The following is a 14477-nucleotide window of genomic DNA, read 5'->3' as shown; positions in this document are numbered from 1 at the left end:
ATGACGACGCCCACGCGCACCGCACCCGCGCACACGCTGCGCCGGGTCGGGCTCTACGCCATCCTCGTAGCGCTGGCCCTGGTCTTCCTGATCCCGCTGGCGTGGATGGTCATCACCTCGCTGAAGACCTACGACGGCGCCCAGCGAATCCCGCCGGACTGGCTGCCCGACCCGCTCTCCGGGTACGGCTACCAGCAGATCCTCACCAACTCCGCCAACCCGGTGCTGCGTTGGTTCCTCAACAGCATGCTGGCGGCCACGCTGCACTCGCTGCTGGTGCTGGCGACCGCCTCGATGGCCGCGTACGCCCTGGCCCGGATGCGGTTCCGCGGTCGCGGGGTCTCCTTCGCGCTGATCATCGGGACGCTCTTCATCCCGCCGACCTCGCTGATCATCCCGAATTTCCTGATCGTCGACTCGCTGAACTGGATCGACACCCTCGCCGTGGTGATCGTGCCGGGCGCGGCGAGCGCCTTCGGCGTCTTCTTCCTGCGGCAGTTCTTCCTCTCCCTGCCGAAGGAGTTGGAGGAGGCGGCCGTGCTCGACGGCGCGAACCAGTGGCAGATCTTCTACCGGGTGGTGCTGCCGCTGTCGAAGCCCGCCCTGGCCACCCTGGCGGTGCTCTCCTTCCTGACCAACTGGAACGACTTCCTCTGGCCGATCTTCGTGCTCTTCAGCCCGGAGAAGCTGACCCTGCCGCCCGGCCTGGGCCTGCTCCAGGGCTCGTACGTGACCGACTATCCGGTGATCATGGCGGGTGCGGTGCTGGCCAGCGTGCCGGTGCTGATCCTCTTCGTGCTCGCCCAGCGGCACATCATCCAGGGCGTGTCGCGCAGCGGCCTGAAGGGATGACGGCCGGAAGGCTCCGGCGACGCGGTGCGGCGGCGGTTCTCGCCGCCGCACTGCTCGCCGCCGCACTGCTCGTCTCCGGCTGCGGCGACGACACCGACCGACCCACACCCACGAGTACGGGGAGTGACCCGAGCATGTTCACCAACCCGGTCATCCGGACCGACGCCCCCGATCCGCAGGCCATCCGGGTCGGCGACACCTGGTACCTGTTCCACACCAACGCCGACGGCCGGAACGTGCCGGTGCACACCTCCGCGAACCTGACCGACTGGACGCCGGTCGGGGATGCCCTGCCGGAGCTGCCGGCGTGGGCGGACGCGGGGAAGACCTGGGCCCCGGAGGCGATCCAGCTCGGGCCGGAGTCGTTCGTGCTCTACTACACCGTGGCCGGCAGGGAGGCGGGACGGCAGTGCGTGGGGCGGGCGGTGGCGACCTCGCCGCAGGGTCCGTACCGGGACGACTCCGCCGGCCCGCTGATCTGCCAGCCCGAGCTGGGCGGGTCGATCGACGCGAGCCCGTTCCGGGACACCGACGGCAGCCTGTGGCTGCTGTGGAAGAACGACGGCAACGCCATCGGAGTGGACACCTGGATCTTCTCCCAGCGCCTCTCCGACGACGGTCTGAGCCTCGTCGGTGAGCCGACGAAGCTGCTGAAGCAGACCGAGCCGTGGGAGGGAACCCTGATCGAGGGGCCGTTCCTGCACCGCCAGGAGGGCCGGCTCTACCTCTTCTTCGCGGCGAACGCGTACGACCGGGCCGAGTACGCCGAGGGGTACGCGATCTGCGAGTCGCCGAGCGGCCCGTGCGTGAAGGCTCCGGAGAACCCGATCCTGAGGAGCAACGAGGTGGCGTCCGGGCCGGGGCACGCGTCGATGGTCGTCAAGGACGGGCGTACCTGGCTGCTCTACCACGCCTGGCCGCCCGGCCAGGAGGGCAGCGTCGACCCGGGGCGGCAGACCTGGCTGGACGAGGTCGTCTGGGAAGACGGCAAACCCGTCGTGAAGGGCCCCACCAAAACCCCCCAACCCCGCCCCTAACCCCCGCCACCCGCACCGCGCACGCCCCCACCGTCCCGAACCCCCGCACCCCCGCACCCCCGTACCCGCGCACCCGCGCACCCGCGCACCCGCAGCGTCCCGCACTTTCACGGAAAGAGTGGCCATCCAGCGTCGGATGGCCACTCTTTCCGTGAACGAGGCCGCGCCGCACCGCGGGCGGGGTGGCGCGGGGCGGGGCGGGCGCGGGCGGGTGGGGGGGCGGGTCAGGGGGTGGAGGAGCGGGGTGCGGGGACGGGGCTCGCCTCGCGGCGGGCCAGGCGGTTCTTCCGGTAGCCGTAGCCGAAGTAGATCAGCGCGCCGAGGAGCATCCAGGCCAGGAAGCGCAGCCAGGTCTCGACCGAGAGGTTGAGCATCAGGTAGACGCAGGCGAGCGCGGAGACGATCGGGAGCACCGGTGAGAAGGGCACCCGGAACGGCCGCTCCAGCTCCGGGCGGGTCCGCCGCAGGATGGGCACCGCCAGCGACACCAGCACGAACGCGCAGAGCGCGCCGATGCTCACCAGGTCGGCCAGCGCGGAGAGCGGCAGGAAGCCGGCCAGCACAGCCACCCCGACCGTCATGATCGCCGAGATCCGGTACGGGGTGCCCCAGCGCGGGTGCACCTTGGCGATCGACGGCGGGATCAGCCCGTCCCGGGAGATGGCGAAGCCGATCCGGCCCATGGCCACCAGGTCGACCAGGATCACGCTGGTCAGGCCGGCGACCGCGGCGATCGAGACGAGGATCGCCGCCCAGCCGGCCCCGACCGACTCGAAGGCCGAGGCGATCGGGGCGCCCCGGTCGATCTCGGTGTACGGCACCATGCCGACGACCACCAGCGAGACGCCGATGTAGAGCACGGTCGAGATCAGCAGCGTGCCGAGCAGCCCCAGCGGCAGGTCCCGGCGCGGCTTGCGGGTCTCCTCGCCGAGGTTCGCCACCGCCTCGAAGCCGGTGTAGGCGAAGAAGACCACCGCTGCCGCGCTGAGCACCCCGACGAAGCCGAAGACCGACGGCTCCAGGCCGAAGATGGCCTGGGTGACGGGCTGCTTCAGGCCGCCCTCCCCGTCGGCGGCCGGTTCGGCGGGCGGAATGAACGGGGTCAGGTTCGCGGCTTTGACGAAGAAGAGGCCGGCGACGACCACGAAGACGCAGATCGCCACCTTGACGACGACCAGCAGGTTGGTAATCCGCGCGGACTCCCGGATGCCGACGATGCCGATCGCGCCGAGGACCAGCACGACGGCGAGGGCGCCGATGTTGACGACGCTCCCCTCCTCACCGAACCAGGTGGTGGGAAGGTCGAAGAGTTCGGCGAGGTAGCCGGACCAGCCGCGGGCCACCACTGCCGCGCCGAGGGCGAACTCCAGCAGCAGGTCCCAGCCGATGATCCAGGCGACGATCTCGCCCATGGTCGCGTACGCGTAGGTGTAGGCGCTGCCGGCGGTCGGGACGCTGGAGGCGAGCTCGGCGTAGCAGAAGGCGGCGAGCAGGGCGACCACGCCGGCGATGCCGAAGGAGACCACCACGCCGGGACCGGCGCTGTCCCGCGCCTCGATACCGGTGAGCGTGAAGATGCCGGTGCCGATCACGATGCCGATGCCGAAGCCGGTGAGGTCGAGCGCGCCGAGGCGTCGCTTCAGCCCGGGTCGGCCGTCGGTGCCGTCGGCGTCGCCCTGCGCGAGCACGTCCTTGATCGGTTTCGTACGCAGCACGGACACCGCGCTCACCCCTCCCACCGTCCGACCACCCGCGTGGCGGCCGGTGACCGCCGTTGCTACCCAGCACGCATCACCGTCAATCACCGCGCTTCGGACGCCGCAACACCTCCTGGACGGCGCGCGCGTCTCCAGGGCCGGCGGCGCGCGGGAACGTGGCGATCACCGCAGAGACGGCGGATCGGACGTACGGGCAGATCCAGGGCAGGCTCTTGCGCGGACGTACGTCGATATGAAAATTTCCTACCAGCGGCATATAGCCGACGGCGGATGTTGCCGAGGTCGCCGCGACGAATCCGGCACGGGAGCCCCAACGAAGGGACACACCCATGAAGGCAACTCGGCTCGGCGCCGCCGGGCTGGCCGCGGTCCTGCTCGGCGCGCTCGTCGCCGGCACCCCCGCGACCGCCGCGCCCGACGCGGCGAGCACCACCACCGTCAACTGCGACACCGATCCGGCCACGCCCAAGCGGCAGTTCCGGGCCCTGTGGATCGCCTCCGTCACCAACATCGACTGGCCCAGCAAGGCCTCCCAGACCGCGCCGGAGCAGGTCGCCCGGCAGCAGGCCGAGTACCTGGAGTGGCTCGACCTGGCCGAGCGGCTCCACCACAACGCCGTCGTCGTCCAGGTCCGGCCCACCGCGGACGCGTTCTGGCCGTCGCCGTACGAGCCCTGGTCGGAGTACCTGACCGGGGTCCGGGGGCAGGACCCGGGCTGGGACCCGCTCGCCTTCCTGGTCAGCGAGTCGCACAAGCGCAACCTCGAGTTCCACGCCTGGTTCAACCCGTACCGGGTCTCCATGCCGGCTCCCGGCGGCGCCGGTGCCGACCTCGACCAGCTCGCCCCCGGTCATCCCGCGCGCCAGCACCCGGACTGGACGTTCGCCTACCCGCCCGCCGGGGTGGCCGGCAGCCGGCTCTACTACGACCCGGGTGTCCCCGAGGTCCGCGAGTTCGTCCAGACCGCGATGATGGACGCCGTCAAGCGGTACGACATCGACGGCGTGCACTTCGACGACTACTTCTACCCGTACCCGAGCGGCACCCACCAGGTGCCCGACGACGACACGTTCGCGGCGTACAACCGGGGCTTCACCGACAAGGCGGACTGGCGGCGGGACAACATCAACCTGCTGATCCAGGAGATGAACGCCAAGATCAAGGCGGTCAAGCCCTGGGTCAAGTTCGGGGTCAGCCCGTTCGGCATCTGGCGCAACGCCTCCGCCGACCCGCTCGGCTCGGACACCACCGGCAGCCAGTCGTACGACATCATCTCCGCCGACACCCGTAAGTGGGTCAAGCAGGAGTGGATCGACTACGTCGTGCCGCAGCTCTACTGGTACATCGGCCAGTACCCGGCCGCCGACTACGCGCGACTGGTGCCGTGGTGGGCGGAGACCGTCCGGGGCACCCGGGTGCAGCTCTACATCGGGCAGGCCGACTACAAGAGCGGCGACCCGGCGTACGGGGCGTTCTGGATGAACCCCCGCGAACTCTCGGACCACCTGACGCTCAACCGGTCGTACCCGGAGGTGCAGGGCAACGTGCACTTCTCGGCCGTGCAGGTGCGGGCGAACCGGCTCGGCGCCACCGACATCTACGCGTCCGAGCACTACTCCCGCCCGGCGTTGATCCCCACCATGTCGCACCTGCCGTCGAAGCCGTTGCTGATGCCGGTGGTCACCCGGTCGGCCCGGCAGGACGACGGGGTCCGGCTGACCTGGCGGCAGCCCGCCGACGGAGTCGGCCCGTTCGGTACGGCGACCTCGTACGCGATCTACCGGTTCGACGGGGTCAAGGTGGCGGGTGCCTGCGACCGCGCCGACGCCGCGCACCTGGTGCAGACCGTCCGGGCCACCGGCGGCGGAACGCAGTCCTGGGTGGACAGCACCGCCCTGCCCGGCAAGCGGTACACCTACTACCTGACCGCCCTCGACCGGCTGGCGAACGAGAGCCCGGCCAGCCCACCGGCCTTCGTCCTGCGCTGACCGGCAGTCGACCGCCCCGGGCGCCCCGCGCGCCCGGGGCATTGGTCTGTTTCAACGAATGTCACCAATAGTCGGGGGCGATGCAATATCCGCGCCCATCTATTGATCGAGACTGATCGGCACCCGGTAACTCGCCGGTAACATCCGTCGCACCCGCACACCCCCGCGGAGGTACCAGTGCCCAGACGACTCACCACCCTCCTCGCCTCGGGCGCGCTCGCGCTGCTCGTCGCGCTGGGAGTCGCCGCCCCCGCCAGCGCCGCCGTCACCCCGGCGCAGAAGCTCTCCGTCCTCTCCAGCTGGACGCAGACCAGCGCCGGCAGCTACAGCTCGTGGAACTCGGCCCGGCTGAACAAGGCCCCCTGGGCCGAGTACGCCTTCGACTGGTCCACCGACTACTGCTCGTCCAGCCCGGACAACCCGCTCGGGTTCAGCTTCGAGCTCTCCTGCTACCGGCACGACTTCGGTTATCGCAACTACAAGGCGATGGGCCAGTTCCCGGCGAACAAGTCCCGCCTGGACAACGCCTTCTACTCCGACCTGAAGCGGGTGTGCGCCACCTACAACGCGGTCGTCCGCCCGGCCTGCCTCAGCCTGGCCTGGACCTACTACCAGGCGGTCAGCATCTTCGGCTCCCCCGCCGCCGTGAACCCGGCCGACATCGACCGGGCCGCCAAGATGAAGGCCGACGCCGAGCGCCGCGCCGGGCTGCGCGCCTGACCCGATCCGACCCGCCGGGATCACCGGTGCCGCAGGCCAGGGTCCGTGCCACCGGAAGACCGGCGGCACGGGCCCGCCCCGGCACGCCCCGGCACGCCCCGGAACCACCGCCGGCGCGCCGCGCGCGGGACGCCGCGCAACCGCCGCGCGGGACGCCGCGCAACCCCCGTGCGGGACGCCGCGCAACCCCCGTGCGGGACGCCGCAATTTCCCCGAAACTGCTGCCTCCGGAACGGCCGAGGCCGCAGCTTCCCCGAAGTTGCCGCCTCGGCGTGAGCCACCGGACGCCGGATGGCCGGGCATGCCCGGCACGCGCGGAGCTCCGATGGTCGCCACCTCAGCGCGCGGCCTCAGCGCGCGCCCCTCAGCGCGCGCCCCTCAGCGCGCCCCCTCAGCGCGCGAACGTCGGCAGGCCACCTCAGTGCGCGCCCTTCAGGGCGCTCCTCGGCGCAACACCTCAGCGCGCGGCCCGACGGGCGGTCAGGCCCGTTCGTTCAGGCCCGTTCGCTCCGGCCGGCCGGGCGGCGGTCCGGCTCCGGGGCGGCCGCCTGGCGCGGCGCGGGACGTACCGGCGTCGCGCTGAACCGGGTCGAGTCGGCCGCCAGGTCGGGGTGCTCCACGTCGAGCGCGAGCGCCGCCGCCTCCTCCAGGCTCAGCTCGGCCCCCTCGCCGTAGGCGTCGTCGAAGGCCGCGTCGCCCAACCGCTCACGCAGCCCCGCCTGCTGCTCCGCCCAGTAGCCGGCGTAGATGCCGGACGCGCAGCGCAGGTCGGCCCCGGTCGCCTGGGCGGCGCCGAAGAGCCGCGCGGCGACGACCAGGTCACCGCCGGCCGCGCAGCGCACCGCCACCGCGTTCAACGTGTCGCAGGCCCGGCCGTGGAAGCCGTGGCTCATCCGCGACCGGAGCGCGACCAGCAGGTGCTCGTGCGCCGCGATGAGGTCGCCGCGCGCCAGCGCGACCATGCCGAGCAGCATGTCCACCGACCGCCGGCCACGCTCCAGCGGGCGGGCCGCCTCCACCGGTCGGGCCGCGCCGAGCAGCTCCGCCGCCTCGTCGAGGGCACCGCGCCGCCAGAGCAGCTCGGCCAGGCTGTAGACCGCGAGCAGCGCGTCACCGAGCACCTCCTGGCTCTGCGCCCAGTCGATGACCTCCCGGCAGACCCGCTCCGCCTCGGCGAGCTGTCCCATGTCGACGAGCGGGGCGGCTCGACCGGCCAGCACCCGGGCCAGCAGCCCGGCGTCGCCGGCCTGCCGGGCCGCCGCTTCGGCCCGCTGGGAGTAACGCAGCTCCTCGGCGAACTCACCGTCCGCGCCCGCGTGCAGCGAATGCATGTGGTACGCGGCGGCCAGCTCGGCCTCGGCGATCCGCTCACCGGTCTCGGCAATCCGCCCGTAGAGCCGGAACAGCCAGAGCCGCCCCTCCCGGGCCAGCCCCCGCTCTCGCCACCACTGGTCGAGGCCCCCCGCGAGCCGCAGCCCGGCCGCCGCGCTGCCGCCCGTGGCGCACCAGCGCAGCGCGGCCCGCAGCTCACCGGCGAGCGGGTCGAGCGCGTACAGGGAGAGGGTGACCGGGCGGGTGTCCGGGCCCAGGTGCGCCTGCTCCAGCGCGTGCGCCGACCAGGCCACGTGCCGGTCCCGGGCGGCCTGCTCCTCACCGGCCTCGGCGAGCCGACGTGCCGCGTACGCCCGGATCGGGTCGAGCATCCGGTAGGTGCACCCGGAGGCGTGCGGCTCGGCCAGCACCATCGACTTGTCCACCAGCACGGAGAGCGGGTCGAGTGGATCGTCGCCGAGCAGCCACTCCACGGTCGCCAGGTCCACCGGGCCGGTGAAGACGGCCAACCACCGCAGCAGCCGGGCGGCGCGCGGGCCGAGCGTCCGGTACGACCACGTGACGGTGGCCTGCATGGTTAGGTGCCGCTCGGTCGCCGAGCGCTGCACGGCCCGCGTCGCCGGAGTCGGCGGGGAGGCCCCGGCCGCGGCGGCCACCAGGTCGACGGTGTCCTGCTGGTTCCCCATCCAACTGCGGTCCACCGGTGGCGGCTCCGGGTTCTCCCGGCCGGCGTCCAGGGTGCCGAGCACGTCGTCGAGGCGTTCGGCGAGCTGGCCGACCGAGAGCACCCGCAGCCGGGCGGCGGCGAGTTCGATGGCGAGCGGCAACCCGTCCAGCCGCTGCACCACCCGGCGCAGGTCGGCCGACTCCGCCTGCTCCGGCGACCGGCCGCCGCGCGCCGCGGCCGTCCGGTCCAGCAGCAGAGCCACGGCGTCGCTCTCCGCCCCGTCCGTGCGGGGCTCCACCGAGAGCGGCGGGATCCGCCACACCACCTCGCCGGGCAGGCCGAACGACTCGCGGCTGGTGGCCAGCACCCGCACTCCACGCCCACCGGCGAGCAGCCGCGAGATCACCTCGGCGGAGGCGGCGGGCTGCGCGTCGCAGGTGTCCAGCAGCACCAGCATCCGCCGGGCGGCGGCGTACTCCACCAGGGTGTCCACCATCGGGCGGCCCGGCTCCGGGCGCAGCCCGAGCACGGCGGCGATCTCGAACGCCACCAGCCCCGGATCGGTCACCGCGGCGATGTCGACGAACCAGACGCCGTCCGGGTACGCCTCGACGACACCGGCGGCCAGCTCGACCGCGAGCCGGGTCTTCCCGGCACCCCCCGCGCCGAGCACGGTGACGAGGCGGTGCCCCTGCACCAGCCCGCGAAGCTCGGCCCGCTCCGTCTCGCGGCCCACGAACGAGGTGACCTGGGTCGGCAGGTTGTGCGCCACCGCGTCGGCGGTCCGCGGGCGCGGGAACTGCCGCTCCAGACCCGGGGCGACCAGCTGGAAGAGGCGTTCCCGGTCGTCGAAGCCGCGTAGCCGGTGCAGGCCGAGGTCGAGCAGGGAGGCGCCGGCGGGCAGCGGGTCGGCCCGGCGGGCGGTTGAAGCCGAGCAGAGCACCTGTCCGCCGTGCGCGGCAGCGGCGATCCGGGCCGCCCGGTGCACCTCGGGACTGGCGTACTCGCCGTCGCGTGGCTCGGCGTAGCCGGTGTGCAGGCCCATCCGCACCCGCGGCGCGGCCTCCGGAGTGGGCCAGTCGTGGCTGGTCAGGGCGCGCTGGGCGGTGAGGCAGGCGGTCAACGCGGCGGTCGCGTCCGCGAACGCCAGGAAGAACGAGTCGCCCTCGGTCAGCAGCTCCGCGCCGCCGGTCCCGGCCAGGGTCCGGCGCAGCAGCCGCCGGTGTTCGCGCAGCACCGGGCGGTACTCCGGGCCGAGCAGCTGGGCGAGCCGGGTCGAGCCCTCGATGTCGGTGAACACGAAGGTCACCCACCCGGTCGGGAGCTGGATCCGTTCCGCCATGCGTCGAACCTCCGCCCGTGACGTCGGCTTCATGCTGCCCGAAGCCGAGCGATCACGCATCGTGAGAACGGCCCGGCCGGGCTCGGACTCAAGGTGCCACTCGGCCTCGCCCAGGGCAAGGCCGCCCTCCGCTCGGCGCAGCTCCGATGGAGTTCCGGTCGCGGGGGGACGGCCCACGAACGGGCCGGGCCAGCCCCGCCGGAGACCGGGTCACCGGTTCCGACGAAGCTGGCCCGGGAAAGGGCGGCGGTCCTCAGCCGGTACGCAGGGCGACGTTCACGGTGTTCTTCGCCCCCCGGATCGTCGTCACCGTCGTCGCCGGCTGGTATCCCGGGGCGACCACGGTGACCTGGACCTGCTGGTTCTTCGCCAGCCGCAGCTCGTAGCGGCCGTCGGCGTCGGTCACGGCCGTGTAGCTGACCGGCCCGCAGCCCGGCTGCCCCGGACGGTCCGCCGGAGCGGCCCGGTGCTCGCCGCAGACCGTCACCGTCGCACCGGCCACCGGGTGACCGGTGCCGGCGTCGGTCACCGTGCCCCGCAGCGTCGCCCAGTTCGGCGGCGCCTCGAAGTGCCCGGTGACCGCGACGTCGCCCGCCGGGTACGGCGAGTCGGTGAGCACGACCAGCCGCGCGGCCTGCTTCCCCGGCTGAGTGACCTCGTCGCCGTCGACCCGGACGGTCACCCGGACCGACCGGCCCGGCGCCACGTCGAACTCCCGCCTGTCCACCGAGAGCCACGGCACGTCCGCCGTACCGCCGCAGTAGTCGTACCCGGGCAGCATCTCGGCGCTGAGCTGCGGGTTCCACAGGCCCACCGAGCCACCGACCCGGTAGACGCCGCAGGCCGTGGCGGCGTCGGAGGTCGGAAGGTTCACGTTGGGCAGGTGACCCCAGGAGTCCGAGACCGGGTCGTACTCGATCGCCTCGTTGGTCATCACGGACCCGTTCTGCAGGCCGCTGAAGAGCTGCAGCTTGTCGTACGCGCCGCTGGCGCCCATGGTGAAGACGGCGTACGGCGCGTCCGCGCCCCGCTTCCAGGCCCCGGTGGCCGGGTCGAAGAGGAAGGTGGACGCGACCACGTTGTCACCGTCGTACCCGCCGGCGCAGACGACCCGGCCGGCGACCCCGGCGCAGCCGGGAGCGTTCACCCCGATCGGGTAGTCGGCGAGACGGGTCCACGAGTCCCGGCTCGGGTCGTAGCGGTAGACCGTCGCGGCGTGCGCCGGGCAGGACTCACCGCAGCCCCCGACGACGTAGAGCCGCCCGTCGAGCGTCGCGATCGCGGCGTCGCTGATGGGTTGCGGCAGGTCCGCCGCCCGTCCCCAGGAGTCGTCGGCGGGATCGTAGACGTAGACCGTCTTGAGCACCGTGCCCTGCATGCTGGTGCCCCCGACGAGGTACATCCGGTCGTCGAGGAAGACGCCGGCGCCGTTCGCGACCGCTTCCGGGGAGTCGGCGATCGGGCTCCAGGTGAGGGCCACCGGGTCGTAGACGTACCCGGCGCGGGTCATCCCCTCCAGGAACGCGGTGGTGCTGCCACCAACGGAGTAGAGCTTGCCCGCGTGGTAGCCCGCGGCGTTGTAGAGGATCCGGGTCGGGTAGTTGGCGATCCGGGTCCACGGCCCGACGGCCGGCGTCGCCTCCTCCGGGGTGGCCGGCTCGGCCGGCTGGACCGGCTGGCCGGCCGGCGTCTTCGGCAGCGGACCGGTCCTCGGCGGATCCACCTTCACCCGCCGCAGCGGCGCGCCGGGCTGCTCGGCGACCCGTTGACCGGCCGGGCCGGTGGGGGTGACGACCTGCTCGCCCAGCTTGACGTGCACCGGAGTGGTGCCGTCGTTGGTGAGGGTGAGGGTACGGGTGGCCGACTTCCCGAGCCGCGTGGTGACGTCGAGCTTCGTCCCACCGACCTTCAGGTGTCCGGCGCGCAGGCGCCAGTCCTTCGTGGTGACCCGATCCGGCGACACGGCGACGCGCGCCTCGCCGGTGGCGTACCGGGGGTAGCTGACCGTGAAGGTCGGCTTCGGCTGCGAGGCGAAGAGCCAGTAGAAGCCGTCCGGCAGGTTCGGGTCGAGCGGCGTCGCGGCGCTGGCCGCGAGTTCGCTCCGGCTCGCCTTGTCGACCAGCTTCGCACCGTTCACCGGGGCACCGGTGTTGTCGTCGCGCACCACCCCGGTGACCAGGCCGCCGGAGGTCGGGACGCAGGTGCCGACGCTGACGTCGTCCACCTGCCAGAGGGCGATGCCGCTACCGGCGTAGTGGAACCGCAGCCGGGTCCGTGCCTGGCCGGCGGCCTGCGGCAGCGGGACGCTCAACAGCCCAGCGGCGTTCTCGATGCCCTTCTCCCAGACGCTGGTCCAGGTCGAGCCGCCGTCGACGCTCAGCTCGATGCCCACCCGCGCGGTCCCGGCCTCACCCAGGTAGAGCGTCTTGAACGCGAGTTGCGGCGCGCTCTGCTCCGAGAGGTCGACCACCGGCGAGACGAGGTAGGTGTCCTCCGCCGCGAGGTCGTTGTGCCAGGAGTTGGCGGAGGCGAAGCCAGCGGTGCCGCCGGTGACGTTGTCCAGACCACCGGGGGTGTCGAACTGCCAGGCGGGCCCGGAGCCGAGGTTGTTCTCGACCGTCCAGCCCGCCCGCTTCGCCGGGTCGGTCCAGCCCTCGAACTCCGCCCGCAGTGGGTACGCGTAGCCGGGTGCCAGACACGCCGTCTCGTCGATCTCCGCCCGGACGTCCTGGACCACGGCACCCTCGCCGACCGGCACGTCGATCGCGCTGGTCCGGTAGCCCGGATAGAGCGGCGTCACGCTCAGGTGGTACGTCGAGTCGGCCGGCAGGGTCAGGTCGTAACGGCCGGTCCTCGGGTTCGTGAACCACGGTCCGACCGGCAGGCCGGGCGCGCTGATCCGGGCGTACAGCGGCCAGCCGTGCCCGGAGTCGTCGGTGACCGTTCCGCTGACCTTGACCTCGGCGCTGCGCTGGAGCCGGACGTCCCGGGTGGCGGTGGCGTCGGCGGAGACGGTCACCGACGCGGTGCCGTCGCCGTAGCCGTACGCGCCGGCGGTGACGTCGTACTCGCCGGCCGAGAGCGTCGCGGCGTAGCCGCCGTCGGCGCCGGTGGTGACCGTACGGTGGATCGGGCCGCTGATCCGGACCTCGGCGCCGCTGATCGGCTCGCCGGTCTCCGCGTCGGTGACCGTGCCGGTCAACCGGCCCGTCTCGCCGCGCGGGGCCTCCGCGATCGCGGCGTACGCGTCCAGCTTGCCCTGGCCCCAGACGTTGTTGTTGCTCGGTGTGCCGCCGCAGGTGGTGTCGTTGACGTCGACGGCGACCTGGTCGAACACGGTCGTGGTCTCGTCGATGTCACCGATGAGGTTCGGCGCGGCCGACCAGAGCAGGGCGATCGCGCCGGCCACGTGCGGGCTCGCCATCGACGTGCCGCTGAGCACGCCGTAGCCGCCGCCCGGAACGCTGGAGCGGACGTCGACCCCGGGGGCGGCGATGTTCGGCTTGGTGATGCCGTTCGCGCCCGGTCCCCGGCTGGAGAAGTAGCCGATCTTGCCGTTGACGTCGAACGCGCCGGCGCTGTACGTGGACGCGTAGTCCCCGGGGGTGCCCGAGGTGTCGCAGCCGTTCTCGCCCGCGTTGCCGTTGGAGAACATCGGGAAGATGCCGGCGGCCCGCCAGTCGGCGACGACGTCGGCGAACCACGGGTCGCTCGCGGCGCCGTTGTCGGTGCCCCACGAGTTGTTCACGATGTGCGGCCGCAGGTCCGCCCGCGGGTTCTGGCCGGTCAGGTCCGTCGGCGCCAGCATCCACTCCGCCGAGGCGAGCAGCGCGAAGTCGGAGCAGCTCCGCTCCTCGCAGCCCTTCGCCGCGATCCACCGGGCGCCGGGCGCGACCCCGATGTGGTTGCCGGGCCCGCCGTCGCCGACCATCGTGCCCATCGTGTGCGTGCCGTGGTCGTTGTTGTCGCACGGCGCGAGCGACGGCGACCCGCAGACCTGGGCCGGGTCGTACCAGTTGTGGTCGTGCGAGAAGCCCGCCTCGCCCAGGTTGCCCCGGTACGACTTCACCAGGGCGGGGTGGTCGAACTGCACGCCACTGTCGATGCTGCCCACGACGATGCCCTCGCCGCGCGTGCCGTCCGCCCACACCCGGTCGGCGCCGATCGCGTGCACGCCCCACTCCACCGAGTCGACGTCGGCGACCTGCTGGGCCTGCAACGGCTCCGGCAGCTCGTACGTGCGGTGCACCTGGATCGCGCTGACCTCGGTCTCCTCGGCGAGGGCCTCGGCCAGGTCCAGGGTTCCCTGGGCGACGTAGACGGTGTTCGAGGCGTAGAAGGTGTGGTATTCCACGCCCTCCGCCTTCAGCCGGCGGACGACGTCCACCTGGCTCTTCTCGGCGGTCTTCCGCAGCGCGTCGACGACCGCCGTACCGCGCTCGTTCCAGTCCTTCACCGCCGACGCCGCGGAGAGGTCGGCGCGGGCGTCCAGGCGTACCCAGAAGGGCTGCGCCGGCAGCGTCTTCATGCTGGCCCGCAGCTCCGGCTGGATCTTCTCCGGCGCCGCCACGGCGGGCCGGCCCGCACCGTCGGCCACGGTCATCACGCCGGCCACCAGGCCGAGCGCCGCGACCAGGCCGACGAGCTGGGACCATCGCGCCCGCCGGGCGGCCCGCGCGGCGCTCATCGGGCACCGCCCGGCCGCAGCCCGGCGGTCACCGGGCCGGCGCACGGAGGCACCGGTTCGGGCGGCAACGCGCGCCGCCTCGTGAGGTTCAGGGGTGTTGCTTCGGGTGGCACGCTCCGCACTCTCCTCCGGTG

At 72.9% G+C, this 14477-nt stretch carries 7 protein-coding genes; 4 read left to right on the top strand and 3 right to left on the bottom strand.

All coding sequences use genetic code 11. The annotated features are described in order from the left end of the window. The gene (locus tag D7147_RS21715; protein WP_120680503.1) at positions 1-852 is read left to right on the top strand and encodes a carbohydrate ABC transporter permease; all 852 of its coding nucleotides are present in this window, start codon (positions 1-3) and stop codon (positions 850-852) included. Beyond that, a complete protein-coding gene (locus D7147_RS21710) occupies positions 849-1889 on the top strand; it encodes a glycoside hydrolase family 43 protein (protein WP_120680501.1) in 1041 nt (346 codons plus the stop codon). Before D7147_RS21715 ends, D7147_RS21710 begins: the two co-directional genes overlap by 4 nt. 224 nt (positions 1890-2113) lie before the next feature. Here the strand turns inward: D7147_RS21710 and D7147_RS21705 are convergent, their stop codons facing one another. Then, entirely contained in the window at positions 2114-3619 is a 1506-nt protein-coding gene (locus D7147_RS21705) for an amino acid permease (RefSeq protein WP_233563278.1), read from the bottom strand. Positions 3620-3936: 317 nt separating this feature from the next. Here D7147_RS21705 and D7147_RS21700 point away from each other — a divergent pair, with 317 nt between their 5' ends. Both D7147_RS21700 and D7147_RS21695 read left to right on the top strand, forming a co-directional pair. Next, entirely contained in the window at positions 3937-5595 is a 1659-nt protein-coding gene (locus tag D7147_RS21700) for a glycoside hydrolase family 10 protein (protein ID WP_120680499.1), read from the top strand. 177 nt (positions 5596-5772) lie between these two features. Then, positions 5773-6315 (top strand): phospholipase, encoded by a 543-nt coding sequence (locus tag D7147_RS21695; protein ID WP_120680497.1) that lies wholly within the window; start codon positions 5773-5775, stop codon positions 6313-6315. A 494-nt stretch (positions 6316-6809) separates the two neighbouring features. On the opposite strand, the gene D7147_RS21690 is transcribed toward D7147_RS21695, so the two are convergent. After that, positions 6810-9656 carry an ATP-binding protein gene (locus D7147_RS21690; protein WP_120680495.1) on the bottom strand — a complete coding sequence of 949 codons (2847 nt, stop codon included), beginning with the start codon at positions 9654-9656 and terminating at the stop codon, positions 6810-6812. 253 nt (positions 9657-9909) lie between these two features. Then, a complete protein-coding gene (locus D7147_RS21685; protein WP_120680493.1) occupies positions 9910-14343 on the bottom strand; it encodes a S8 family serine peptidase in 4434 nt (1477 codons plus the stop codon). Positions 14344-14477: the final 134 nt, after the last annotated feature.

This window comes from Micromonospora musae (assembly GCF_003626545.1).
Taxonomy (GTDB): Bacteria; Actinomycetota; Actinomycetes; order Mycobacteriales; family Micromonosporaceae; genus Micromonospora; species Micromonospora musae.
This window is presented reverse-complemented; position numbering and strand designations above follow the sequence as displayed.

What these genes read in the sequence shown, in the direction of transcription:
- D7147_RS21690 (WP_120680495.1), bottom strand. Translation starts at nt 9,656, where the DNA reads ATGGCGGAACGGATCCAGCTCCCGACCGGGTGGGTGACCTTCGTGTTC.
- D7147_RS21685 (WP_120680493.1), bottom strand. Translation starts at nt 14,343, where the DNA reads ATGAGCGCCGCGCGGGCCGCCCGGCGGGCGCGATGGTCCCAGCTCGTC.
- D7147_RS21715 (WP_120680503.1), top strand. Translation starts at nt 1, where the DNA reads ATGACGACGCCCACGCGCACCGCACCCGCGCACACGCTGCGCCGGGTC.
- D7147_RS21700 (WP_120680499.1), top strand. Translation starts at nt 3,937, where the DNA reads ATGAAGGCAACTCGGCTCGGCGCCGCCGGGCTGGCCGCGGTCCTGCTC.
- D7147_RS21710 (WP_120680501.1), top strand. Translation starts at nt 849, where the DNA reads ATGACGGCCGGAAGGCTCCGGCGACGCGGTGCGGCGGCGGTTCTCGCC.